Origin of the sequence: Atlantibacter sp. (assembly GCF_032062175.1) — a bacterium.
Classification (GTDB): Bacteria; Pseudomonadota; Gammaproteobacteria; order Enterobacterales; family Enterobacteriaceae; genus Atlantibacter.
Genome location: NZ_DAMBQK010000031.1, coordinates 24,853 through 48,849, shown reverse-complemented (window position 1 = coordinate 48,849; position 23,997 = coordinate 24,853). Strand labels below are relative to the sequence as shown.

The 23,997-nt window shown below is 54.7% G+C and carries 22 protein-coding genes; 6 read left to right on the top strand and 16 right to left on the bottom strand.

Going from position 1 to position 23,997, the window contains the following annotated elements:
- From RT120_RS20160 to RT120_RS20135, 6 genes are all read right to left on the bottom strand, one after another.
- On the bottom strand, positions 1–754 hold a 754-nt coding region (locus tag RT120_RS20160; RefSeq protein ID WP_312985463.1), incomplete at its 3' end, for a retention module-containing protein.
- Between the two features lie 320 nt (positions 755–1,074).
- Positions 1,075–1,416 carry a tryptophan synthase subunit beta gene (locus tag RT120_RS20155; protein WP_312985461.1) on the bottom strand — a complete coding sequence of 114 codons (342 nt, stop codon included), beginning with the start codon at positions 1,414–1,416 and terminating at the stop codon, positions 1,075–1,077.
- Positions 1,417–1,472: 56 nt separating this feature from the next.
- Positions 1,473–3,416, bottom strand: a complete 1,944-nt coding sequence (locus tag RT120_RS20150) for an EAL domain-containing protein (RefSeq protein WP_312985459.1) — start codon at positions 3,414–3,416, stop codon at positions 1,473–1,475.
- Between the two features lie 9 nt (positions 3,417–3,425).
- Complete coding sequence (lapG, locus tag RT120_RS20145; protein WP_312985457.1) at positions 3,426–4,127, bottom strand: cysteine protease LapG; 702 nt, start codon at positions 4,125–4,127, stop codon at positions 3,426–3,428.
- A gap of 7 nt (positions 4,128–4,134) precedes the next feature.
- Positions 4,135–5,796 (bottom strand): Mur ligase, encoded by a 1,662-nt coding sequence (locus RT120_RS20140; RefSeq protein ID WP_312985454.1) that lies wholly within the window; start codon positions 5,794–5,796, stop codon positions 4,135–4,137.
- A 110-nt stretch (positions 5,797–5,906) separates the two neighbouring features.
- Entirely contained in the window at positions 5,907–6,599 is a 693-nt protein-coding gene (locus tag RT120_RS20135; RefSeq protein ID WP_312985452.1) for an IclR family transcriptional regulator, read from the bottom strand.
- A 169-nt stretch (positions 6,600–6,768) separates the two neighbouring features.
- Here RT120_RS20135 and RT120_RS20130 point away from each other — a divergent pair, with 169 nt between their 5' ends.
- Genes RT120_RS20130 through RT120_RS20120 form a run of 3 tightly spaced genes read left to right on the top strand, consistent with a single transcriptional unit; the run spans position 6,769 to position 10,463 of the window.
- Complete coding sequence (locus RT120_RS20130) at positions 6,769–9,102, top strand: molybdopterin-dependent oxidoreductase (protein ID WP_312985450.1); 2,334 nt, start codon at positions 6,769–6,771, stop codon at positions 9,100–9,102.
- Positions 9,103–9,104: 2 nt separating this feature from the next.
- Entirely contained in the window at positions 9,105–9,653 is a 549-nt protein-coding gene (locus tag RT120_RS20125; RefSeq protein ID WP_312985448.1) for a 4Fe-4S dicluster domain-containing protein, read from the top strand.
- Positions 9,654–9,662: 9 nt separating this feature from the next.
- Positions 9,663–10,463, top strand: a complete 801-nt coding sequence (locus RT120_RS20120) for a DmsC/YnfH family molybdoenzyme membrane anchor subunit (protein WP_312985446.1) — start codon at positions 9,663–9,665, stop codon at positions 10,461–10,463.
- Between the two features lie 12 nt (positions 10,464–10,475).
- Here RT120_RS20120 and yajL read toward each other — a convergent pair whose 3' ends face one another.
- A complete protein-coding gene (gene yajL, locus RT120_RS20115) occupies positions 10,476–11,066 on the bottom strand; it encodes a protein deglycase YajL (protein WP_312985444.1) in 591 nt (196 codons plus the stop codon).
- On the bottom strand, positions 11,026–11,940 hold the full coding sequence (gene panE / locus RT120_RS20110; RefSeq protein ID WP_312985441.1) for a 2-dehydropantoate 2-reductase: 915 nt from the start codon (positions 11,938–11,940) through the stop codon (positions 11,026–11,028). Before panE ends, yajL begins: the two co-directional genes overlap by 41 nt.
- Positions 11,941–12,082: 142 nt before the next feature.
- Here panE and RT120_RS20105 point away from each other — a divergent pair, with 142 nt between their 5' ends.
- A complete protein-coding gene (locus RT120_RS20105; RefSeq protein WP_312985439.1) occupies positions 12,083–12,574 on the top strand; it encodes a YajQ family cyclic di-GMP-binding protein in 492 nt (163 codons plus the stop codon).
- A 25-nt stretch (positions 12,575–12,599) separates the two neighbouring features.
- Here the strand turns inward: RT120_RS20105 and RT120_RS20100 are convergent, their stop codons facing one another.
- From RT120_RS20100 to RT120_RS20065, 8 genes are all read right to left on the bottom strand, one after another.
- Complete coding sequence (locus tag RT120_RS20100) at positions 12,600–13,967, bottom strand: MFS transporter (protein WP_312985437.1); 1,368 nt, start codon at positions 13,965–13,967, stop codon at positions 12,600–12,602.
- 139 nt (positions 13,968–14,106) lie between these two features.
- On the bottom strand, positions 14,107–14,994 hold the full coding sequence (cyoE, locus tag RT120_RS20095; protein ID WP_125294065.1) for a heme o synthase: 888 nt from the start codon (positions 14,992–14,994) through the stop codon (positions 14,107–14,109).
- An 11-nt stretch (positions 14,995–15,005) separates the two neighbouring features.
- The gene (locus RT120_RS20090; RefSeq protein WP_312985433.1) at positions 15,006–15,335 is read right to left on the bottom strand and encodes a cytochrome o ubiquinol oxidase subunit IV; all 330 of its coding nucleotides are present in this window, start codon (positions 15,333–15,335) and stop codon (positions 15,006–15,008) included.
- Positions 15,335–15,955: a cytochrome o ubiquinol oxidase subunit III gene (locus RT120_RS20085; protein WP_312985431.1), complete on the bottom strand. Its 621-nt coding sequence runs from the start codon at positions 15,953–15,955 to the stop codon at positions 15,335–15,337. The genes RT120_RS20090 and RT120_RS20085 overlap by 1 nt, the downstream gene beginning before the upstream one ends.
- Entirely contained in the window at positions 15,945–17,936 is a 1,992-nt protein-coding gene (gene cyoB / locus RT120_RS20080; protein WP_312985429.1) for a cytochrome o ubiquinol oxidase subunit I, read from the bottom strand. Before cyoB ends, RT120_RS20085 begins: the two co-directional genes overlap by 11 nt.
- 19 nt (positions 17,937–17,955) lie before the next feature.
- Positions 17,956–18,894: a cytochrome o ubiquinol oxidase subunit II gene (gene cyoA / locus RT120_RS20075; RefSeq protein WP_312985427.1), complete on the bottom strand. Its 939-nt coding sequence runs from the start codon at positions 18,892–18,894 to the stop codon at positions 17,956–17,958.
- A 491-nt stretch (positions 18,895–19,385) separates the two neighbouring features.
- Positions 19,386–20,861 carry a muropeptide MFS transporter AmpG gene (ampG, locus tag RT120_RS20070; RefSeq protein WP_312985467.1) on the bottom strand — a complete coding sequence of 492 codons (1,476 nt, stop codon included), beginning with the start codon at positions 20,859–20,861 and terminating at the stop codon, positions 19,386–19,388.
- 42 nt (positions 20,862–20,903) lie between these two features.
- A complete protein-coding gene (locus RT120_RS20065) occupies positions 20,904–21,482 on the bottom strand; it encodes a lipoprotein (protein ID WP_312985425.1) in 579 nt (192 codons plus the stop codon).
- A 301-nt stretch (positions 21,483–21,783) separates the two neighbouring features.
- On the opposite strand from RT120_RS20065, the gene bolA reads away from it, so the two are divergent.
- Both bolA and tig read left to right on the top strand, forming a co-directional pair.
- Positions 21,784–22,101 (top strand): transcriptional regulator BolA, encoded by a 318-nt coding sequence (gene bolA / locus RT120_RS20060; protein WP_312985423.1) that lies wholly within the window; start codon positions 21,784–21,786, stop codon positions 22,099–22,101.
- A gap of 347 nt (positions 22,102–22,448) precedes the next feature.
- Positions 22,449–23,747, top strand: a complete 1,299-nt coding sequence (tig, locus tag RT120_RS20055) for a trigger factor (RefSeq protein ID WP_312985420.1) — start codon at positions 22,449–22,451, stop codon at positions 23,745–23,747.
- Positions 23,748–23,997 lie beyond the last annotated feature (250 nt).

Here is a 23,997-nt window from a genome sequence, read left to right as displayed (position 1 = left end):
CAGCGTCTGAATCCGCATCCGAGTCGGCGTCAGCATCTGCATCGGCATCAGCATCGGCATCGGCATCGGCATCGGCATCGGCATCGGCATCGGCATCGGCATCGGCATCAGCGTCTGAATCCGCATCCGAGTCGGCGTCAGCATCAGCATCAGCGTCTGAATCCGCATCCGCGTCGGCATCCGCGTCGGCGTCGGAATCGGCATCCGCATCTGCGTCGGCATCGGAATCGGCATCCGCATCGGCGTCGGAATCCGCATCCGCATCCCCATCATCAACATCCAACAACGTGAGTTCTTCTACTGGGGTGTCGTCGGGAAAGTCGAGGCCGATAGTGGGATAACCCGCGTTGGGATCAACAATTTCGCCTGTAAGATCAAGCACAACATGCGTATGCGCGCCGCCAGCGCCTGGCGTGCCGCCGCCGCTCGCGCCAGCTTGCGGGCCTGCTGCGGTCGGGTCGAGAGTTTGTGTTGGGTCCATACCGTCGGCAATCGCTTGTTGCAGCGCGGCGACGTCGGATTGTTCACTGGCCGCAGGAAGGGTGATGCCATGTGCATCCCATACGGTATCGCGGCCAAGATCGAGGGTTTTACCATCAGCGAGAGACAGCGTTACCGCGCCTGCTGCGCCGGTTAGAACTTGCTCGCCTTCAAATATTCTATCGCCTTCAATTAACAGGCGCTGGCTTCCATCGGGGGAAACAACAAAAACTTGTCCTATGACTGCCTTAACCAGGCCAACTACTCCACTCATATGAACTTCCTTCGCTATTTTTATTTTTGTTAGAGGGTCCCTTTATGCTGTGCACATGATTGCTCTGAAGGGACATCAGTAAGCATTTCTAATGAAAATGACAATAATGATAAAAGATGAAATTACGCTGTTTTAACCGGGATATTAAACCGCTTTTTGGGCGATATATTCAAGGGATAAATGATTTAGGAAAGGGAACAGGCTCTGGAAGGCCCGGTGAATAAGGGCCCGATGTGAATATATTTTAACCACCCACCATAATTAGTAGCCGTGTGATGAATAATAAAAATTAATTAACAAATTTCCTACAAATACCTAAGTTAAATTAACTGTTCGTCATCATCATTAATTAAACCTTCCAGACCGCTTAATTGACGACGCGCCTGGGCGCGGCTCATTAATTTTGTCTGCGCGGCGTGAGGCAGGTCGGTAATACTAATAACGCCTTTGCTCATTAACACTTCAATTAAGTCTTCCAGCACGCGAACCATTTCCAGGTCGCTGCGCTGGAGTTGCAGCAACGTCGCGGTGCGCGTGTCCTGTTTTTTAAGCCATTCGCCGATTTCCGGCGTGGTGTGCTGTTGCTCTTCCGTCATCCCGGCGAAAGGCGCTGCCGCCACCCGGATGATCCGTCCTGTGGCATCCCGTTCGATGTAGTGCATATTCGCTCCTTTCTCGACTGTGTCGGGCAACGTTCGCTGCCCGTTATCGTGGTGGGTTACTGGCGTAGCGTGCTCGCATCGCCGAAGAAACGTCCCATCGCACCGTAAAGCCCGATTTTTTCCAGTTCCGCCAACTCGCCCATGGTTTCGACGCGCTCGGCAATCAGCGGCAGGTTGATTTGCCGCGTGGCCCAATATATAGCCTGGATGAATAATTTCTTATCTTCTTCTTTATTCAGGTTGCGGATGTAACTACCGTCGACTTTGATCCACGCCAGCCCCCATTGCGGCAGGTTGCCGATTAGGTGGAAGCGGCCGCCAAAATGCTGGATCCCCAGATTACAGCCCGCCTCTTTCAGCCGGGTCATGATCGCGCTGACGCGCTCTGGATCGGGCAGTTCATTTTCATCCAGTTCCAGCGTCAGGCGCGAAGCCAACTGCGGCACGCTTTTTAACGGGGCCAGCAGCGTATCAAGGCTGGCGTCATCGGCCACGCTTTCTCCGCTGATGCTCAGGGCCACGTTGTCCTGCGACGTCGCCATTTCCCGCAGCGTCTGTTTCAGCATCACCTGGTCCATGCGTTTGCCGAGGCCGAGGCGGTGGATCCACGGCATAAAGCGTCCCGCCGGAATGATGTCGCCATTTTCCGCTTTGATGCGCGCCAGGATCTTATGATGCAGGACGACCTGCTGAGAATTGCACTGGTACACCGGCTGCGAGTACAGCGCGAACGATTCCGACTGCAATACCGCTGCCAGACGATTGTACCAGGTGTGATGATCGTCGCCGCTGATCACCGCCAGCGCCCGGGACTGGCTGGCGAAATAGCTCATCTCGGTTTCCGCCATCGCCAGCAAATTATCGGCGCGGATCAGGACGGTCTGCGGCGTGTCGCCAGAGTAAAAATCCGCCTGGGCGAAATGCGCTACCGGGGTCACGTCGCTCAGGCCGGTCTCGTGCAGCGTTTTAAACTGCGACGCCAGGGTGCCCATCAGCGTTTCCATCTCCTGAGGGAGAATAGACGGTGCAACGAGCGCGAATTCGCCGCCGCGTACCCGGGCCAGCAGCCCGTCGCCGTGGAAAAATCGCTGCTGGACGTTAAGTAAAATTTTAGCCACCGCCTTTAACAGCTCGTCGGTTTTAGCGCCGCCCATACGCTGGTTGAGGCCCATCAGATCCTGCAAGCGAATCAGGATCAAATGCCCGGAAGCGTTTTCTTCATCGCTCAGGCGCGATTGCAGATGGATATCAAAAGCGCGGCGGTTGCTCAGGCCGGTCAGGCTGTCGTGATAGGCTTCCTGGCGCAGGGCTTCGGTGCGCTGGGCCTGTTCGTTAAACAGCGCTTTTAGCTGAGTGACCATCATATTGATGGTTTCAATGACCCGGCGGAACTCCGGCGTTTTCGGCAGGGCAGGGAGATTAAGAAACTCGCGACGGCTGATGGCGGTAGCTTGCTCGACAATATAGTTCAGCGGGCGCAACTGGCGGCGCAGTAGCAGCATCGCGCCCAGCAGGCCAAGGACGCTACAGCTCATCAGCCAGATCAGGCTGCCGATCATGTTGTCCCACAATCGGGTCAGCGCGAACATCGGATGGCTGACCACTTCCACGCGCGCAACCTGCTCCCAGCCGCGTGAGACGATGGCGTCGCCCTGGCCGGGGTTGATACGTGCCAGGTCGGCGAACCAGCCCGGCACATCGGCGCTTTGCGGGGCGTCGCTGCGCGCCTGAATCACCTTACCGGTTTTAATATCGATGACACGGATCCGGGAAAAATAGCCGCTGTCGAAAATCGAACTCACCATCAGTTCCACCATGGTGGGGTCGTCGATATTCGCCGTTAACGAGACGCCAAGCGCGGTGGCGGCATCCTGGGCATGGGCGCTTAACTGGTTTCGGTATTGTTCACGCGAGCTTTCCAGCGAGACAAAAAAATTCCCGCAAAAAATCACCAGCGTAAACACACAAATGCCGATCAGTAGCTGTTTATACAGGGACATGGCTACTTCCTATTCATTAATCACAAATCCTTCTGCACGCATTCGGGTCAGAAGATCTTGCCAACGGGAAAGACGCTTGCTGTCACCCACGCGTTTATTGCTGCCGGCCTGCGGTAGCCACATTCCTTCACCATTGAAGGAATAAACGGGCAGCAGATCGGGGCGCTGGGTGGCGGGTAAAATCGCGTCTTTTAAATTATCAAGCACCAACGGAATGGCATTCGGGGTTGGATACCAGGTCAGTACCATGTGCGCCTGATTTAATTGCAACGCTTTAACGTAGGTGATCCGCAGTTGGCTCGCCGGGACCCCCATTTCGCGCAGAGTGAGATATTTGGCGATGGCGTAATCTTCGCAATCGCCGGCTCCTTTACGCAAAAATTCAATCGGCGTCGCCCAGTAATCCTGCTGACGCCACACCACAATATCGTCCTTAAATTCCAGACGTTTATTAAAAAATTGATTTACCCGGCTGAGCTTTTCCCGCACGTCGCCTTCCGGCTGGTTTTTCAGCAGTGCTGCCCAGTCGTCGATGCGCCGCTGCGCCTGCGGCGTGGCGACGCCGTACAGCCGTTTGGTGCTGTTATCTATCGCGACAAAATTCCAGTCGGCTTCCAGCCCCGGCGACAGTATCAGCAGAAGGGCCAGCCAGCACGGCCAGCCGTTTTGCCGCCAGCGAGCTGCCTGAAACGCTGAGAAAATAGCGGTCATCGCGTGGTTAACCGTTAACTGACGTCATGGGCTTATGGCGGTATTTGTAATACGCGACATAGCCGGAAAGATAATGCTCGACGTCGTCGATCCGCACCCGGTAGCTGTGATGGCGGATAAAAAAGCTGCCGACGATGCGCGCCGGGTTTTTAAAGAACATCGCCAGTTCAGGCCAGAAAAAACCGTTCGCCAGGTAGCGGGCGCGGGTTTCCAGCGCCAGGTTAAATTTGTCGAGATCGAAACCCTCCAGCAGGTGGCGATGCTCTGATTCAGCGAGCCGGGCGATCATATGCGAGGCCGCCATCATCAGTTCCAGCAGCGTCGGGTAGGTGGTTACCCGGTTAATCACAAAATCGAGATGATCGCGCACGTTATCCAGCCCGAACTGGTAATAACGTTCCAGCGGGCGGTAGCGCGTGAGTTCATTAATGCAGTAGCTCAGCCAGTGATCGTGCGCCTGCCAGTGCTTTTGCCCGATAAAATAATCCACCGCCTTTTCGACGATGTTGAGCCACTGCGGGTTCTGAGTCAGTTCATAGAGCCGCATCAGGGCAAACGCGGCTTCGCCGTCGTAATAGATAATCCGCTGTTCAGCTTTAAGGGATAAATCCCCCGCATACAGGACGTGAACAAACCCGCCGGTTTCCGGGCGCTGCATAAAGGCGATGCCGTTCGCCAGCCGGATCATTTGCTCAACGTAGCGCTTGTCGCCGGTCAGCTCGGTGTATTTCGCCATCGCCAGGATCGCCACCGCATTGCCGCCGAGTTTGATTTCTTCACCGGTATCCACCAGAAAGTCGGCCTCGCCGCCGTCCGGCAGGGACCGGGTTTTTATTAGCTCGCCCGAGAGATCTTCAAGCGCCCGTGTGATGGCATCGAAGTGCGCGGCGTCGCGGGTAATTTCCCAGCCTTCCAGCAGGGCGTAAGTCGAGCTGGCGTGGCGCAGGGTATTGTAGGTGGGGATCGCGCGGTCGAAACAGGGAAACCAACCGTAATAGTAGCGGCCCGATTTTTTCACCTGGCGGGCCAGATAATCGGTGGCGCTGTGGATCATCGGCTCCAGCGACTGTTGCCAGCGCAGCAATTGGCGATAGCCGGAGTGGCGGCCCTGAGGCGTCAGCGAATAGCAGTTATTGCCCTCGCAAAATACGCCCTGGGTAGTAAAGCGCCACAGTATCTGTTCATCGCGTTGCGGCCAGTCGAGTTTTACGCCGTAACGGTAGCGGGAATAGTGTGCCAGATTGGCGGCGTTAGGCGTGGCGACGCCTTCGGTTCCCTGATACAGCAACGCATTGGCGTTAATTTCCTGTTCGAGAATGGCGTGGGTAAATTCAGCATCAAAACTCAGGCCGAAGCGGAAATAATTACGCTTGGTTTTGCTGAGCTTTTCTTTTAAATCCCCCCAGCGCAACGCGTCAGTTTTATTTACGGCATCAATACGTAGCCAGATAAATTGGGTATCGTTTTTTTGGCGCAGACGCTGTAAAGCCGTAGCACCGTCCAGCCAGGCATCAGCAAAGGTTGCGCCGCGCGCGATAATAATGTCCGCGCGTTCTTTCCCCGTAGAGGCGCTGAAAAACAGGACATAAGCGGGAAACGGCGCAGGCAGCGCGTTGGCGTAAGACTCAATCGCCGGACGAGCCTGTTCCAGTAAATCACTTAATGACACGGTTACTCCTTGTCGCGCCGAAAAAAGGGGAAAGCGCCGCTACGTGGCGGCCTCTTTTTAATTATTGATGGAGGTTATAACACAACGGGGTTTCTGCAAATACATCGCCGCTATAAACGAATCTGGCTTAACGCGCTTTTTAATTCCTGGGCGACCCGGCCAATCTCATCGTCATTATCGAAAAAACCCATGGTGACGCCAATGGCGACCAGATTTCCCTGGCTATCGCGTATCGGGCAGGCAATAGACTGCGCGCCGGGAATGCCGTGAGTGGGTTTGTAGCGCACCGCATAGCCCTGCTGGCGCACCCGTTCAATCTGCGCGCGCTCTTCCGGGCTGGGCGAGGGGTAAACGCCGTAGCTCATAAAGATAAGCCCTGCGGCGCTGGCGTCTAACGGGACCGGGGTGTTGTCGAGAAAGTCGATATCGACATTTTTAAAACTACGGTGATAGTGGCGCAGCACCAGGCCTTCCGGCGTGGGGACCGCGACGCCAGTAGAATAATTCATCCGATCGCGAAAATCGCACAGCACCGGGTTCACCAGCGTGATGACATCCTGATTACCGGGCACCGCATCGGCAAGCTTAATTAATGTTTCGCCCAGGCAGTATTGGCCGTTTTCATCCTGGTTAAGCATGCCGGTACGTGACAGCGAAACCAGATATTTATGCAGGCGGCTCTTAGATAAACCGCATCCGCTGGCGATGGCGCTGGCTCGGGCGCGTCCTCGCTGGCTGGCGATGTAATTAAGAATGGCGACGGCGATATCAACGGAGTTCACACCCTGTACATTTTCTGTCATATAACGGCCTCTTAATTTTCGCATGGCAGTTTATCACCTTTCGTTTCCATTCAGGCGATACGATGAAACAGAGTGTACGCCTACCCTAAAATGAGTATTCGTTGATAATCCTCAAGTACACTAATGGTGTACCGTGATTCACTAATGGTGAACCACTGGAGGATCCATCATGGAAGCATTGAGTCAATACCGTTTAAAACGAAGAACCCTTTTAAAAGGGCTGGGAGTGGTTGGGCTTGCCTCGCTCAGCCCTTGTTTCTTTACCTCAGGCACCGCGCAGGCAGAACCGCTGCGCCGCGTCCCCCTGAAGCTTTCTGACTACAAAACCTACCGCTCTACCTGCGCGATGGAGTGTTTGCACTGCAACCTGACGGCCTATGTCTGGCAAGACCGACTGGTGAAGATCGAGGCAAGCAAAGACTTCAACGTGAAATGCTGCCTGCGCGGCATCAGCCGTACCAAATGGGTTTATCACCCGCAACGCCTGACCCAGCCGCTGCTGCGCACTGGCGAAAAAGGCGAGGGCAAATTCAAACCCATTAGTTGGGATGAAGCGCTGGACCGCATCGAAAAGGAAATTCGCACTGTGATTGCCGAGCAGGGCAATGAAGGCCTGCTGATCACCACCCATGCCGGGAATATGGACTCCATCAAGAACGACATGGGCAAAGCGTTTTTCGACTATCTCGGCGGCTCAACCAAACAGATAGGCTCGCTGTGCTGCGCGGCGGTCACCGCATCAATGACGCCAATGCTCGGGCTGCGCTACGCCGACACCCGCGACACGATCCCCGATAGTCGCTTTATCCTGTGTTGGGGCAACAACCCGGCAGTCACCATGCACGCTTACTGGAAAAACTACGCCCAGGCGCAGAAGAACGGCGCGCGTATTGTGGTGATTGACCCGCGTTTTAACGAAACCGCCGCCAAAGCGGATGAGTGGATCCCGATTGTGCCGGGCACCGATATCGCGCTGGCGCTGGGGATGATCAAGATCATCGTTGAAGAGCAGCGCTACGACGCGCCGTTCTTACGGGCTCATACCGGCGCGGTGTATCTGGTCGACCAGGACCAGAAGCTGATGCGCCAGTCCCCGGAGGATGTCGACAGCTACCTGGTGTTCGATACCCTCAGCAAAACCCTGGTACGCCACGACGCCGCAGGGATTGTTCCGGCGCTGTTCAGCGAGGAACTGCCGCCGGACAGCCCGTTCACCACGGTGATGAGCGAGATTTACCAGCAGGCGAAGCCCTGGACGGTGGCGAAGGTCAGCGCGGAGACCGAGATCCCCGAGCACACCATTATTCGCCTGACCCGCGACTATGCCAGCACCACACCATCGATGATTGTGCAGAACATGTCCGGCGCTCAGCGTACCGAGTTTGGCACCTACGTCGCCGCCAGCCAGTTCTACCTGGCGCTGATCACCGGCAACATCGGCAAGCGCGGGGCAGGGGTATGCGATGCCGGCGGCGCGCGCCAGATGGCGAAATTCTCGCCGATTATTCCGCCCGCGCCGAACGCCAAAAAAATCCCGCCGATCCCGGTGTCGAAGATTGGCGAATGGATTGTCCAGGGCAAACCGAACCCCATTAAATTCTGGTGGAACATGACCATGGGGGCGATGACGCAACTGCCCAACACCAACATGGTGCGCGAAGCCTTTAAGAAAGTGCCGTTTGTGGTGGTCGCCGATAACCTGATGACCTCATCGGCGCTGTATGCCGATCTGGTACTGCCGGTGACGACGATCTTTGAAGACGTCAGCCTGATGGCCGGGGTACGCAGCCACTACGTGCAGCTCATGGAAAAAGCCGTCGAGCCACCCGGAGAAGCCAAACCAGACTACTGGATCTTCGCCCGTCTGGCGGAGCGCTTCGGCTTTGGCGAGGTATTCAACCAACCGATTGAGCACTACATCGACGCCTGCCTGAAAGGCTCCGGCATCACCCGTGAAATGCTGGCGAAAGGCCCGGTGCGCCCGGTCGAAGGAGACTGGATCCCGTTTAAAGACGGCGTGTTCCGCACCACCACTAAAAAAGCCAATCTGTTTATCGAAGAGTGGCAGCAGAAGAAATTCTCCCCGGTGGTGACCTGGATGCAGGTCAGCGAATCGGTGAAAGGCTCGCCGGCGCTGGCGGAAAAATATCCGCTGTTTGCCGTGCAACGCAAACTGGCGCGTAGCGTGCACTCCAGCCACGGCATGAACCCCTGGATACTGGAAGTTCAGCGCGATAAGCCGAACGTCATGATCCACCCGGAAGACGCGCGACGCCGGGGTATTCAGCATGGCGAATGGGTAACGGTGTTTAACCATCGCGGCGAGCACCGCGCCATTGCCGACGTGACCACGCATATCAAAAAAGGCGTGGTGTCACTGGAGAACGGCTGGTGGGAGCAGCAGGGCGGCAGCAGCAGCCATGTAACCAACGACCAGGTGGATTTGCTCAGTAACGGGCACTGCTGTAACAGCACGCTGGTCGATGTGAAAAGGGAGGCCTAATCATGGCGAAGCAATACGGATTTCTCATCGATATTAAAAATTGCTACGGCTGCAAGACCTGTAGCATGGCGTGTAAGTCGGAACACGATAACCCGCCTGGCGTGCTGTGGCGGCGGGTGCGCGAGTTCACCAGCGACAATCCTAATAGCCAGGGATTTATCACCATGTCCTGCAACCATTGTGACGATCCGCAGTGCATGAAAGTGTGCCCGGCGGGGACGTACACCAAACGCCCGGACGGCATTGTGGTACAGGATCACGACCGCTGCATCGGCTGCCGCATGTGCATTATGGCCTGCCCGTACAACGCACCGGTGTACGATCCGGCAGAGGGCAAAACCAGCAAATGCAACATGTGCGCCGAGTATATCGATCAGGGAATGAAGCCGCGCTGCGTCGAATCCTGTCCTGCTGGCGTGCTGCGCTTTGGCGAGATCGAGCAATTGCGCGCCGAGCATCAGACCGACTGGGCGCTGGTGGAGAAGCGTTATTACATGCCGGACCACAACATCAGCCACCCTAACGTGGTGATTATTCCGGCGGACGAGTAAGGAGGAATTATGGAACATTTCGAACTGCCGCTGGTGTTCTTTACGGTACTGACCCAGTGGGGTATTGGGGCTCTGCTTGCCGTGGTCATTGGGCAACAGCGCGCCGCGCCAGTGTTTGCGCCGCCGGTGTTAAAGTGGGTGGCGCTGTTTGTCTGGCTGGTCACGGTCATCGGCTCGCTGGCATCCATCGCGCACCTCGGCGCGCCGATGGGGGCGCCGCGCGCGCTATACGGCCTGGGGCACTCCTGGCTGAGCCGCGAAGTGGTGGCGTTTTTCCTGCTCAACGTGCTGGTGACGCTATGGCTGTTAATGGTGTGGATTAATGTCAACGCCAGGGCCGTCACGCTGGTAGGGATAATTGCCGTGCTGGCCGGGATTGCCGCGATCCTGGTGAGCTCGCAGGTGTATTACCAGATGGTGCTGCATCCGCTGTGGCATAGCCCGGCGACCCAACTGGCGTTTATCGGCTGCGCGCTGCTGTTGGGGTTTGTCTCGATTGCGGTCTTCGCCAACCTGTGGGGCAGCGAAGTGGCGCGTCGGCTGCGGGCGGGCGTGATTGTCGGCGTGGCGGTAGTGGCCTGCGCGCTGGTGTGGCGCTATCGCATCGCTGGCGCAGATGCGGCAAGCCTGCTGCTGTGGTGGCAACTGCTGGCGAGCCTCGCCATCGGCGTGGCGGTGTTCGCTATGCTGCGCAACGGTAAGTTTGCCGCGTGGGCTGGCGTACTGGCGATTGCCCTGGTATTTACCGGCGAGATCGCGGGCAGAATGCTGTTTTACAGCAATGTGATGAGCGGTGCGCCCTGGTTTTAGGGCGCACGGTATTCAGTCGCGGTAGTTATAGATACCCGACGCCAGCACTAACTGAGCCGCCACGTCGGCGGCTTTTTCTTTGCCCACCAGTAGGTCGATAATCTTCAGGGCGAAATCCATCGAGGTGCCCGGTCCCTGGCTGGTCAGCAGTTTGACGCGGTCATCGTAATAGGCGCGTTTCTCCATCCATTTCTCTTCGGGGATGGTCTGCTTAAGGCCTGGAAAACCGGTCATATTGCCGAGCGGGAACAGATCGTGTGGGATCAGCACCGTGCCCGGCGAGGCGCACATCGCCGCTACCAGCCGCCCGGACTGATGGAACTGGCGCACGGTTTCTACCAACAGCGGGCTGTCGCGAAAGCACTCCGCGCCTTTCAGGCCGCCAGGCAGCACAATCACGTCATAATCGCCGTCGGCCACTTCCACCAGCGGTGCGTCTGCCAGCAGCTTCACGCCGCGCGAGCAGACAATCTTTAAATCGCCATCGCTGGCGACGCTGGCGGTCGTCACGGCAATACCGCCGCGCACCAGTAAATCGATGGTGGTGACCGCTTCGGTCTCTTCAGTGCCAGGGGCGAGGCAGATCAGTGCCGATGCGCTCATATTCACTCTCCTTTCGCTTAACGCGTTCATAAAGACGGCTATTAACGGGAAGTGCAAGCCCGTGCGAACGTGCGCGGCGCAGCAGGTATCCCGTGATGTAATCAATTTCAGTATGGCGCTGCATACGGATGTCCTGCAGCATCGAGGAAATATTTTCAGCCGTGCTGCTGATCACCTGATCGGCGAAATAGCGCAGGCTTTCCGGCGAGGTGTGGTAGCCCTCGCGTACCATCACTTGCGCCACTTCCTGGCAGATTTCGTCGATATCATCCGGGTGATGGCGCAGTTCGCCGTTCGGGCAGTCGAGCAGTGCGGTTAACGGGTTGATGACGCAATTCACCGCCAGCTTCTTCCAGCATGAGGCGTTGATATCGTCATGCCACGCCACGTCCGGCAGCGCCTGGTGCAACTGCTCCGCCAGGTCGCTGTAATCGTTGCCCTGCGGATTGGCCGGGCCGATATGAGTAATGCCGTTGGCAACATGGGTGATGACGCTGCCGTCGCGCCGGGCGGCGTGGGTAGTGGCGCCCATTAATAGCGGTTGGGTAACCCGGGCCAGCTCTTCACGCGTTCCCATGCCGTTGTGCAGCAGCAAAATGGGGCTGGTAGCCGGGAGCATCTTCGCCAGCGGCAGCACTGCGTCTGATACCTGCCACGCTTTCAGCGTCACCAGCAGCAGATCGCTCTGCGCCAGGAAGTCGGGATCGTTGGCGATAATCGACTCGTTATAGATGGTTCCGTCAGTATCCTGGAGGTCTATACTGCAAAAAGGCTGGGGAATGCGCAGCCAGCCCTGAAGCTCATGACCCTGCCGTAATAGCGCAATCAGCCAGAGTTGCCCCAATGCACCACATCCCAGTACGGTAATTTTCATGATTTCTCCTCACCTGGCTGTAAGCCAGGTGGTTGTAGTATAGCGTCGTCGGCTATGCTTCTGTCCTGGGGGGTTGATACGAGTTGTTTTATGTAACGTTGCGGGTATTATGCAACGCACACAAAGAGAGGGAGAACAAAACATGCCATCTTTTGACATCGTATCTGAAGTCGATCTTCAGGAAGTTCGCAACGCAGTGGACAATGCGAGCCGCGAAGTTGAGTCACGTTTCGATTTTCGCGGCGTGACGGCGGAATTCGAACTGAACGATAAAAACCAGACCATCAAGGTGCTGAGCGAATCCGATTTCCAGGTCAACCAGCTGATTGATATTCTGCGCGCCAAACTGCTCAAGCGCGGCATTGAAGGCAGTTCTATCGAGGTGCCGGAAGAGTTTGTGCACAGCGGTAAAAACTGGAGCGTGGATGCCAAACTGAAACAGGGCATCGAAGCCACCATCGCTAAGAAAATCGTTAAGCTGATCAAAGACAGCAAGCTGAAGGTCCAGGCGCAGATCCAGGGCGAAGAGATTCGCATCACCGGGAAATCGCGCGACGACTTACAGTCCGTGATGGCGCTGGTGCGCGGCGGCGATTTAGGCCAGCCGTTCCAGTTTAAAAACTTTCGTGATTGATAAAAGGCCGGGTAACCGGCCTTTTTTATGCCAGCCCTTTAACCACCTGTTCGATCTCAAACCGGTTGGTCACTTTGCTGTCGATTTTGACGTAAGCGCTGTGCTCCTGCGGCACGACGACCGCTTCGCTAACGCCCGTTTTGGCTAGTAGCCGCGCTTTTAAAGCTTCATCGGCCTGCACGTCTTCCGGCAGTTCAACGCGAATACTGCTGACGTAGGGCGGTTCGTCCATGGTAAAGCCCACCATCAGCCACAGCGCGGCAAGCAGTGCGCCCGCTAAAAACACCGTTTGGGTATCGAAATACTGCGCCAGCCAGCCGCCGAGGGAGCCGCCAATCGCCACGCCGAGAAACTGGCTGGTGGAGTAAACGCCCATCGCCGTGCCTTTATAGCCCGCCGGGGATTCTTTGCTGATCAGCGACGGCAGCAGCGCTTCCATTAAGTTAAACGCCACAAAAAACAGTTGGATGCCGAGGATTTGTTGCCACAGCAGCGGGCCTGCGCCCCACAGCACCACTTCGGCGATGGCGATCACCATAATGCAGAACACAAATACCCGCTTCATGCGGCGTTTTACTTCGGCGTAAATAATGAATGGCACCACCGACACAAACGCGATCAGCATGGTGACCAGATAGATTTTCCAGTGGTCCGCCGCCGGATAGCCTGCCGCTTCAAGCTGGTGGGGGAGGGCGACAAAGGTCGACATCAGCAGAATATGCAGGCACATGATGCCGATATTCAGCTTGAGCAATTTTTTGTTGGCCAGCACTTTGCTGAAGCAGCCTTTCACCATGCCCGATTCACGGTTAAGCACATGGTTCTCACTGTTGGGCACCACCCACAGGGTCAGCAAAATACCCAGCGTCGCGAGGATGGCGATCATCCAGAACAGCGCGTGCAGACCCAGCGCATGGGTGACGATGGGGCCTATCACCATAGCGATAGCAAAGGTCACGCCGAAACTTACACCAATAAACGCCATCGCTTTAGTGCGGTTTTGCTCGCGGGTTAAATCTGACAACAGCGCCATCACCGCAGCGGCAATCGCGCCGGAACCCTGCAACGCGCGGCCTAAAATCACGCCCCAGATGGAGTCGGTCATCGCCGCAATCACGCTGCCCAGCACAAAAATCGCCAGTCCGCCGATGATTAACGGTTTACGGCCAATGCGGTCGGAAAGCAGGCCGAAAGGGATTTGAAATACCGCCTGCGCCAGGCCATAAATGCCAATCGCCAGGCCGATTAGGGCTTCGCTGGCACCCTGAAGCGCCATGCCGTACGTGGTGAGAACCGGTAACACCATAAACATGCCCAACATTCTGAGCGAAAAAACGGTTCCCAGGCCCCACGTTGCGCGTCGCTCAAGCGGGGTCATTTTATTGTCGTTCATTACCACCTCAAAAGAAAAACCGCCACCAAGTATATACGTGAGAGGGGAAGGGTAAATTACCGGTTGGTGAGTGAATATTACAGGGATTAAGCGAGGAAGGCGTTATTAAAAAAGGGTGCCGTAGCACCCTTTTTGGAAATTACCAGACGTAAGTCAAAAGATTATGCGAGTCGGGCACCATAAAGTCGATGGACATCATAAAACTCAAGGAGGTAATCGCGACGATGGAGAACACGAACAGCTTACGCGCCCACACTCTGTCGTCTTCCACTTTGTAGCCCTTCAGCGCCATGCCCAGCCACCAGACGCTCACCGCCGCAGCCACCACCAGATATTTATATCCGGCATAACCGCCCAGCGAGAGCATCAGCGTCGCCACGGCGAAAGCGATGATGTACAGCGTAATATGGTTTTTCGCGACCGAAATCCCTTTTACTACCGGCAGAACCGGGATGTTCGCTGCCTGGTAATCTTTGAAACGGAAGATGGCAATCGCATACGAGTGCGGCATCTGCCAGAGACTAAAGATAGCCAGCAGGATAGCCGCGCCGGTATCAAACTCGTTGGTGACCGCGCAGTAGCCAATCACCGGCGGCGCAGCGCCGGAAAGGCTACCAATCAGCGTGCCGTAAACGGAGTTGCGCTTCATGTACAGGCTATAAACGCCGACATAAACCACAAAGCCCATTACGGCCAGCCACATGGCGAGCGGATTCGCGCCAAACCACAGCAGCATGAAGCCAGCAATACCCAACAAGGTGGCGTAAACCAGCGTTACGTTCGGCGAAATCAGGCCCTTAACCAGCACCCGGTTTTTCGTCCTTTCCATCTTGCGGTCGATATCACGGTCAATGACGTTGTTGTAAACACAACCCGAAGCCACAACCAGCGATACGCCTGACAGCGTGTAAATGAACAGGGGATAATCAATACTGCCCTTCGAGGCCAGCAAAAATCCCCCAATGACAGAAATTAAATTGCCGAAAATAATTCCTGGTTTCGTGACTTGCAGGTATTGCTTAATCATACGTGCCGCTCTTAGTGAACCATCATGTTCTCGTTAAGGCTCCACATGATCCAGATAGAACCTACCACTACGATTGCGATAATCAGCAAAGTAAAGACAAAGGCCACCAGGTTCCAGCGCTCCTCGGAGGAGGCGTTCATGTGCAGGAAGCACACCAGGTGAACCAGAATCTGTACCACAGCTGTTGCCACAACCACACCGAGAAGCGTGCCCTGTGAGGCGGTGCCGTTCATCACCATCCAGAACGGGATCACGGTCAGAATAACTGACAGGATGAACCCGATAAGGTAGGTTTTGACGCCGCCGTGATGAGCGCCAGCGTGATCGGTAGAATGACTCATTACATCGCCCCCATCAGATAGACTACAGAGAATACGCAAATCCAGACCACGTCCAGGAAGTGCCAGAACATGCTCAGGCACATCAGGCGGGCGCGGTTGTTATGGGTCAGGCCGCGGCGGGAAACATGAATCATCATGATTGCCATCCAGATCAGACCAGACGTCACGTGCAGACCGTGGGTGCCTACCAGCGCAAAGAAGCCTGACAGGAAGCCGCTGCGATCCGGCCCGAAGCCTTCCGCGATCAGGTGGTGGAATTCATAGATTTCCATCCCCACGAAGCCCGCACCAAACAGGAAGGTCAGGGCAAGCCAGGACATCACCTGGCCCTGGTTGTTTTTATTCATGGCGATCATCGCCATGCCATACGTGATGGAGGAGAACAGCAGCAGGAAAGTTTCAACCAGCACAAACGGCAGTTCGAAAATATCCTTACCGGTCGGTCCCCCGGCAGTGCCGTTCACCAGAACGGCATAGGTGGCAAACAGACATGCAAAGAGAATGCAGTCGCTCATCAGGTAGATCCAGAAGCCAAATACCTTGTTGGCTCCTGCATCGTGGTGGTGCCCATGTTCATGGTTGCCATGGGCCAGCGCGTCATTAATCGTCTCAGTTGACATTTTTCAGCCCTGCTTTGGTAATTTCGTCGAAGTGCTGGTTTTCCAGTTTTTCAACAGTGGCAACGGGTACGTAGTAATCCACGTCTTCATCAAAGCTCTTCGCAATCCAGGTGATCACGATACCGGCGAAGCCGACAATGGCCAGCCACCAGATATGCCAGATCATGGCGAAACCGAAGATGGTGCTGAACAGACCGATGTAGATACCCGCAGCGCTGTTTTTCGGCATATGAATTTCTTCATAGTGCGCAGGCTGTTTGTAGGCTTCACCTTTCTCTTTCATTTCCCAGAACGCGTCGCGCTCGTGAACTTCCGGCAGTACCGCGAAGTTATAGAACGGCGGCGGAGAAGAAATTGCCCACTCCAGGGTACGCGCGCCCCACGGGTCACCGGTCAGATCGCGGTTTTTGTTGCGATCGCGGACGCTGACGAAAATCTGAATCACGATGCACAGAATACCGCAGGCAATCAGCAGCGCGCCGATTTCAGCCACAACCATCAGCGGCATAAACATCGGGTCGATATCCTGGCTGACGCGACGGGTCATACCCATGAAGCCCATAGCGTACAGCGGCATAAAGGTCACGAAGAAGCCGATGATCCAGAACCAGAAAGCGCGTTTGCCCCAGGTTTCGTTCATGGTGTAACCAAAGGCTTTCGGCCACCAGTAGGTCATACCGGCAAAGCAACCGAACACCACGCCGCCGATGATGACGTTATGGAAGTGCGCAATCAGGAACAGGCTGTTGTGCAGAACGAAGTCCGCGCCCGGTACTGCCAGCAGTACCCCGGTCATCCCACCGATGGAGAAGGTGATGATAAAACCGATGGTCCACAGCATGGCTGAGTGGAACTGAATACGGCCCTGATACATGGTGAACAGCCAGTTGAAGATCTTCACCCCGGTCGGGATGGCGATAATCATCGTGGTGATACCAAAGAAGGCGTTAACGTTCGCGCCGCTGCCCATGGTGAAGAAGTGGTGCAGCCAAACGATGAACGACAGAACCGTAATCGCGATGGTCGCCCATACCAGCGAAGTGTAACCGAACAGACGTTTTCTGGAGAACGTCGAGGTGACTTCAGAGAACACGCCGAACACTGGCAGCACCAGGATGTACACTTCCGGGTGGCCCCAGGCCCAAATCAGGTTCACGTACATCATCATGTTGCCGCCCATATCATTGGTAAAGAAATGGGTGCCCAGATAGCGATCCAGGGTTAGCAACGCAATGGTGACGGTTAAAATCGGGAACGAGACGATAATCAGTACGTTAGTACACAGTGCCGCCCAGGTGAAGACCGGCATTTTGAACATCGTCATGCCCGGGGTACGCATCTTCAGAATGGTCACGAAGAAGTTAATACCGGTCAGCGTCGTACCGATACCGGATAGCTGGAGACTCCAGATCCAGTAGTCGACCCCTACGCCGGGACTGTATTCAATGCCCGATAGCGGCGGATACGCCACCCAGCCGGTCTGGGCGAATTCGCCGACCCCCAGGGAAACGTTCACCAGGATGACCCCAACCACCGTGAACCAGAAGCTCAGGTTGTTCAGGAACGGGTAGGCCACGTCGCGTGCGCCGATCTGCAAGGGAACAACAATGTTCATCAGACCAATAACGAACGGCATCGCCACGAAGAAGATCATGATAACGCCGTGGGCGGTAAAGATCTGATCGTAGTGATGTGGTGGCAGGAAGCCCGTTTCGCCCGCAGAAACCAGCAACTGCTGGGTACGCATCATGATGGCGTCCGCGAAACCACGGACCAGCATGACAATCGCCACCAGGATATACATGATACCCAGGCGTTTGTGGTCTACTGACGTAAGCCACTCATTCCATAAATATGACCACTTACCGAAGTAAGTGAGAGCTGCCAGTAACGCCGCGCCTCCGACGATAATCGCAGCCACTGTAACCATGATAATTGGCTCATGGTACGGAATTGCATCCAGTGTAAGTTTTCCGAACATCGTATTATTCCTCGGCCCCTTAGTGAGAGGTTTCCGCGTGATTCATGTCCATGCCTTCGTGAGCGTTGTGCTCCCCTTCCGACTGAGTCACGTCCAGGCTTTTCCCGTGTCCCATGAATTTGTTAATCACATCGACAAACAGATTCGGTTTAACACTGGAGAAGTATTCGACTTTGTTGAACTCGCTCGGGGCTGCCAGCTTCTCGTAAGTCGCCATATCGTTCATCACGGTCGGCGATTGCTTCGCTTTAGCCACCCACTGGTTGAAGGTTTCGTTGTCCGGCGTCGCGATAGCTTTGAACTTCATGCCGGAGAAACCTGCACCACTGTAGTTAGCGGAAATGCCGTCGTAGGTACCCGCTTCGTTGGCAATAAGATGCAGTTTGGTCTGCATGCCCGCCATCGCGTAAATCTGGCTGCCCAGACGCGGAATAAAGAAGGAGTTCATCACCGAGTTAGAGGTGATTTTGAATTCCACCGGGGTATTGGCCGGGAAGGCGATTTCATTCACCGTTGCGATGCCTTGCTCCGGGTAAATGAAGAACCATTTCCAGTCCATCGCGATCACTTCAATGGTCACCGGCTTCGCGTCGTGCACCAGCGGTTTGCTGGGCTCAAGCGAGTGCGTGGTTTTCCAGGTCAGTACGGCGAGGAAGATAATGATAAGGATAGGGATGGTCCAGACTACAGCTTCCACCTTGTTAGAGTGTGACCAGTTGGGGCTGTATTTAGCATCCTTGTTGGTCGCCCGATATTTCCAGGCAAAGCCGATCGCCATCAAAATGGCGGGGATAACGACGATCAACATCAGCCCGAGGGCGGTCAGTATCAACGAACGTTGCTCGAGTCCAATCTGTCCTTTTGGGTTGAGAAGCGCAGAATCACAGCCACTGAGTAATACAGTACCCGCGATTAATGACAACAATCCCAAACTTTTATTGTATTTCCTGAGTCTCATTTAACGACCTCAATTCAGGGGGGATTCTGGTGGCGGTTAAAGTGTGCCGGCATTTTACGGGAAGGTTACAACACTGTAAACATTAATGGCATTGTGTCAGCGCGGTGTTACCGGGTTCTGCCATACCTATCACAGATGTTGCAACTTATTTCAAATATACAGCAAAAATGCGGCTTGCAGGCCGTTATAACAAATCAGGATTGTTAAATTTTTTATGCCGGATAATTGGTATAACCAATTCAAATGATATACAAAAACTTAACAAAAATATATCAAATATAGGACAATTGATTCACGCAAAATTAATCTTGCCACGGCTGAATCGATAAAGGGAAATTATTGCGCTTTTTTTGGGTTATAAATTCCAGAATGTTAAGGGCACAAAAAAACAATTTTTTGGCGGGAATTTGCCATCAGCCAACGTTATTTTCATTACTCCCCGTGATTACCACGGAAAATAACGGAAAATAACGTTCATTATTTAAGCAGAATTAACGCTGCGCTGTTTTTTTTAGCGCCAGAAAATCTAATGCTGCGCCTGCTAAAATCCCGCCCAGCGCCAGCGCGATCCCCAGCGCTAACAGTGCCGTCTCAACAGGCAACCGGGTGATATCTAACGCATTGGCGATCACAACCCCAAGCCATGCCAGCAGGATAGCGCCACTGAACATCAACACCTTTAATGCCAGCCGGTACGCGCCGGCATAAACGGTGCGCGGCATAAAGGTTTCGGTTTGCTGGGTGAACTCCAGCGTCCTGCGGCAAACCAGTAGCAGCAGAATGCCCGGTACAGCGGCGAACACCGAGAACAAGTAAAAAGTTGGCCAACCGTGGGCTTCGACAAACCAACCGGCAACCGGGCCGACATAAACGCGTCCCACCGCCGACAGGGCAGACAGCAGCGCAAATTGGGTAGCTGAAAACGACTTATTGCACAGCGTCATCAACAGAGCGACAAACGCCGCCGTTCCCATGCCACCGCACAGGTTCTCGAAAAACACCGCGCTCGCCATAGTGACCATGTGCTTGTCGGTAATCGACAACAGCCAGTAACCGGCGTTGGATGCGCCCTGAAGAATGCCGAAGATCAGCAGCGCCCGAAACAGCGTCAGGCGCTGCATTAAAACCCCGCCGTATAGCGCGCCGATAATCGTGGCGAAAAGCCCCAGCGATTTATTCACCACGCCGACTTCACCGGCATCAAACCCGACGCCACGAATCAAAAACGTGGTGGTCAGGCTCATGGCGAAGGCGTCGCCCAGCTTATACAGCACGATCAACAATAAAATTAGCCAGGCATTATTGCGGCCAAAAAAGTCGTGCAGCGGTTCAACCACCGCTTGCTGGAGCGTTTTGGGAACCGGGATCGCATCGCTGGGTTCTGGGGCCAGCAGCGTCGCGATAATGCACGGGATCAGTAACGCGGCCATCAGCCAGTAGGTAGCTTGCCAGCCGAGCCAGCGGTCGGCCAGCCACAGCGCCAGCCCGCCGGACACCAGCATCGCCAGGCGATAGCCCAGCACGCTGATCGCCGCGCCCGTGCCGCGCTCTTCTGCCGATAGCACGTCAGTTTTCCAGGCGTCGAACACAATATCCTGCGACGCGGAGCAAAATGCGATGATCACCGCCAGCGCCGCCATCCAGCGCAGCTGTGTGGACGGTTCGAGAAAGCCCATCGCCGCGATGGCGACCAGTAAAAGGATTTGAGTGATGACCAGCCAGCCGCGACGACGGCCCAGCAGCGGTGGGGTATAGCGATCCATCGCCGGCGACCACAGGAATTTAAACACATAAGCCTGGCCGACAAGGGAAAAGAAACCAATGGTTTTGAGATCGATATTTTCGACCGTCATCCACGCCTGAAGCGTACCGGAGGTTAAGGCAAGAGGCAGACCGGAAGCAAAACCCAGCATCAGCAAAACGGCTGATTTAGGCTGCTGAAAAATTCGTAAATAGTGATTGGGCATCGGGAAAATACAAAGGCCCGGCAAGCCGGGCCTCTCAGTCAATTAGCGGGCGTTCTGCTTGATAAAGTCATGGACGCTGGTGTCCTGCGCCATATCGGCGATAGTATCGGTCAGGACGGAGTTAACGGCGTTGGCGATGTTTTTGTTGGTCGCCTGGAATGCGCCTTCAACGTTATAGTTTGCGCGATAGTTTTTGGTCATCTTGTTGCCGTTATTGGCAACCGCGACGATAGAGATATCGGCTTTGGTGGCGATGTTGTAACGCACGTTGCCCTGAGACACGTCCGCGTACAGCTGGTTAACAATGATCTGCAATTGCACCGCGCCGCTTGGGCCAATCATATAACCGCGCGCGGTCATTTGTTTCTCCAGCACTTCCTGGAGCAGGAAACGCAGATCGCGGGAGGCGGTCAGGGTAACCACCTGGTTATCGCGGGTCACTTTTGACAGCGCCTGGTCCTGACGCTGGTCGGCGCCGTTGATGCTGATGGTCACGCCCATCAGGCTCGGGTCCTGCTGCGGCAGCGCGATATTCGGAGAGACGTCAATAGTCGTCGGCGGTGTAGCGCATCCAGCTAACATAAAAAGAGCCATCAGCGGGAGGAAGAGTTTTTTAAACATTTCAGGGTCTCAACGTACATGTAGGCAAATAGAAGAAAATTCTCGCCATCATAGCATCGCCATCGGCGAGGGGAAGTGGCAACGCATGTAAATTCATCGCGTTGTGCTTTTTATGACCTTTCACCAGGTTTTGTTGGCGATACAACCTTCGTATGACGCTTGTGGCAGGCTAATTCACCCATTACGATGAGAAAATGAGATAAAAGCTAAATATTTGTTGGTAATCTGTTATGAAGCCAATAAAGGCGACTAACATTTAAAGTGATGGATAGCATCGCAGCGTTGTCGGAGGAGTGAAATCATGATGATACGTGAGCAAATAGAAACAAAACTCAGGGCAGCGTTTGATCCCGTATTCCTCGAAGTTGTGGATGAAAGCTATCGCCATAATGTTCCGGCCGGCTCGGAAAGTCATTTCAAAGTCGTTCTGGTTAGCGATCGTTTTGTAGGGGAACGTTTTCTGAATCGCCACCGCCTGATCTACGGCACGTTGACGGAGGAATTGTCGACCACTGTGCATGCTTTGGCCCTGCATACTTACAGCGCTAAAGAGTGGGAAGGCCTGCAGGATACCATTTTCGCTTCACCGCCTTGTCGAGGTGCGGGAACGATTGCCTGAACATTGATTTGCAACAGCAGGACTTTTTCCAGTATGTTGCGCCAGACAGAGTTTCTAAGAAACGGCCTGCGGGCCGTTTTGTTTTGCCTGAAAACCAGGCGAAACGGCAGGTTTCAGGCGAAGCTCCGCCGGGAATTGTGAAAAAAGCCACAGAGTCGTGTGGTTGCTTTTCTCGACTCACCATAGTGATGCCGCTATAATGCTGCGTCTAATTTTTCGGAATGTCTTCGGGATGATTCTGACGACAGGGAATGTGATTCTGATTCAGAAAGCATCCTGGTTCTGCGAAGCGAATAATCAACGGCTTCCAGAGTTGACCGAGCACTGTGATTTTTTGAGGTAACAAGATGCAAGCTTCAGTTGAAACCACCCAGGGCCTTGGGCGCCGTGTAACGATTACTATCGCTGCTGACAGCATCGAAAACGCTGTGAAAAGCGAGCTGGTCAACGTGGCGAAGAAAGTCCGCATTGACGGTTTTCGTAAGGGCAAAGTACCGATGAACGTTGTTGCTCAGCGTTATGGCGCTTCCGTGCGTCAGGATGTGCTGGGCGATCTGATGAGCCGTCATTTCGTTGACGCTATCATTAAAGAAAAAATCAACCCGGCTGGCGCACCGAACTATGTTCCGGGCGAATACAAACTGGGTGAAGACTTCACCTACGCGGTTGAATTTGAAGTTTACCCGGAAGTTGAACTGAAAGATCTGGAATCCATCGAAGTTGTTAAGCCGGTTGTTGAAGTGACCGACGAAGACGTAGACGGTATGCTGGACACCCTGCGCAAGCAGCAGGCGACCTGGACTGAAACCACTGAAGCCGCTGGCGAAGAAGATCGCGTGACCATCGATTTCACCGGTTCTGTTGACGGCGAAGAGTTCGAAGGCGGTAAAGCCTCTGACTTCGTACTGGCAATGGGCCAGGGCCGTATGATCCCGGGCTTTGAAGAAGGCGTTAAAGGCCATAAAGCGGGTGACGAGTTCACCATCGACGTGACTTTCCCGGAAGAGTACCACGCTGAAAACCTGAAAGGTAAAGCGGCTAAATTCGTTATCAACCTGAAAAAAGTTGAGCAGCGTGAACTGCCGGAACTGACCGAAGAATTCATCAAGCGTTTTGGCGTTGAAGACGGTTCCGTAGCCGGTCTGCGCACCGAAGTGCGTAAAAACATGGACCGCGAGCTGAAAGGCGCTGTGCGTAACCGCATTAAGTCTCAGGCGATCGACGGCCTGGTGAAAGCGAACGACATCGACGTTCCTGCTGCGCTGATTGACGGCGAAATCGACGTACTGCGCCGCCAGGCTGCACAGCGTTTCGGTGGCAACGAGAAACAAGCGCTGGAACTGCCGCGTGAACTGTTCGAAGAGCAGGCGAAACGCCGCGTCGTGGTTGGCCTGCTGCTGGGCGAAGTGATTCGTACCAACGAGCTGAAAGCCGACGAAGATCGCGTTAAAGCGCTGATCGAAGAAATGGCTTCTGCCTACGAAGATCCGAGCGAAGTTATCGAGTTCTACAGCAAAAACAAAGAGCTGATGGACAACATGCGTAACGTGGCTCTGGAAGAGCAGGCGGTTGAAGCGGTGTTGGCGAAAGCCAAAGTGACCGAACAAGCAACCACCTTTAACGAGCTGATGAACCAGCAGGCGTAAACCGCGCCCGGCGTTGTTAAAGCCCGTCCTGTTGCGACGGGCTTTTTTTCGCCTGCAATTAAGGCAAGGACGGATAAACCGCAGTTTCAATATTCGCGTAACATGAAAAGGTTGTTATGCTTGAAACTGAGGGTGATAAACCCCATAAACAAAGATATATCCGCATCAACAAACAGAAAATTTGATCTATTGTGGGTAGGGACTCTGGCTGATAATCCGTCCTGAAGGGTGACAAGACCCGCTAGCGTGG

What these genes read in the sequence shown, in the direction of transcription:
- RT120_RS20155 (WP_312985461.1), bottom strand. Translation starts at nt 1,416, where the DNA reads ATGCACTACATCGAACGGGATGCCACAGGACGGATCATCCGGGTGGCG.
- RT120_RS20150 (WP_312985459.1), bottom strand. Translation starts at nt 3,416, where the DNA reads ATGTCCCTGTATAAACAGCTACTGATCGGCATTTGTGTGTTTACGCTG.
- lapG (WP_312985457.1), bottom strand. Translation starts at nt 4,127, where the DNA reads ATGACCGCTATTTTCTCAGCGTTTCAGGCAGCTCGCTGGCGGCAAAAC.
- RT120_RS20135 (WP_312985452.1), bottom strand. Translation starts at nt 6,599, where the DNA reads ATGACAGAAAATGTACAGGGTGTGAACTCCGTTGATATCGCCGTCGCC.
- RT120_RS20130 (WP_312985450.1), top strand. Translation starts at nt 6,769, where the DNA reads ATGGAAGCATTGAGTCAATACCGTTTAAAACGAAGAACCCTTTTAAAA.
- RT120_RS20125 (WP_312985448.1), top strand. Translation starts at nt 9,105, where the DNA reads ATGGCGAAGCAATACGGATTTCTCATCGATATTAAAAATTGCTACGGC.
- RT120_RS20120 (WP_312985446.1), top strand. Translation starts at nt 9,663, where the DNA reads ATGGAACATTTCGAACTGCCGCTGGTGTTCTTTACGGTACTGACCCAG.
- yajL (WP_312985444.1), bottom strand. Translation starts at nt 11,066, where the DNA reads ATGAGCGCATCGGCACTGATCTGCCTCGCCCCTGGCACTGAAGAGACC.
- panE (WP_312985441.1), bottom strand. Translation starts at nt 11,940, where the DNA reads ATGAAAATTACCGTACTGGGATGTGGTGCATTGGGGCAACTCTGGCTG.
- RT120_RS20105 (WP_312985439.1), top strand. Translation starts at nt 12,083, where the DNA reads ATGCCATCTTTTGACATCGTATCTGAAGTCGATCTTCAGGAAGTTCGC.
- RT120_RS20100 (WP_312985437.1), bottom strand. Translation starts at nt 13,967, where the DNA reads ATGAACGACAATAAAATGACCCCGCTTGAGCGACGCGCAACGTGGGGC.
- cyoE (WP_125294065.1), bottom strand. Translation starts at nt 14,994, where the DNA reads ATGATTAAGCAATACCTGCAAGTCACGAAACCAGGAATTATTTTCGGC.
- RT120_RS20090 (WP_312985433.1), bottom strand. Translation starts at nt 15,335, where the DNA reads ATGAGTCATTCTACCGATCACGCTGGCGCTCATCACGGCGGCGTCAAA.
- RT120_RS20085 (WP_312985431.1), bottom strand. Translation starts at nt 15,955, where the DNA reads ATGTCAACTGAGACGATTAATGACGCGCTGGCCCATGGCAACCATGAA.
- cyoB (WP_312985429.1), bottom strand. Translation starts at nt 17,936, where the DNA reads ATGTTCGGAAAACTTACACTGGATGCAATTCCGTACCATGAGCCAATT.
- cyoA (WP_312985427.1), bottom strand. Translation starts at nt 18,894, where the DNA reads ATGAGACTCAGGAAATACAATAAAAGTTTGGGATTGTTGTCATTAATC.
- ampG (WP_312985467.1), bottom strand. Translation starts at nt 20,861, where the DNA reads ATGCCCAATCACTATTTACGAATTTTTCAGCAGCCTAAATCAGCCGTT.
- RT120_RS20065 (WP_312985425.1), bottom strand. Translation starts at nt 21,482, where the DNA reads ATGTTTAAAAAACTCTTCCTCCCGCTGATGGCTCTTTTTATGTTAGCT.
- bolA (WP_312985423.1), top strand. Translation starts at nt 21,784, where the DNA reads ATGATGATACGTGAGCAAATAGAAACAAAACTCAGGGCAGCGTTTGAT.
- tig (WP_312985420.1), top strand. Translation starts at nt 22,449, where the DNA reads ATGCAAGCTTCAGTTGAAACCACCCAGGGCCTTGGGCGCCGTGTAACG.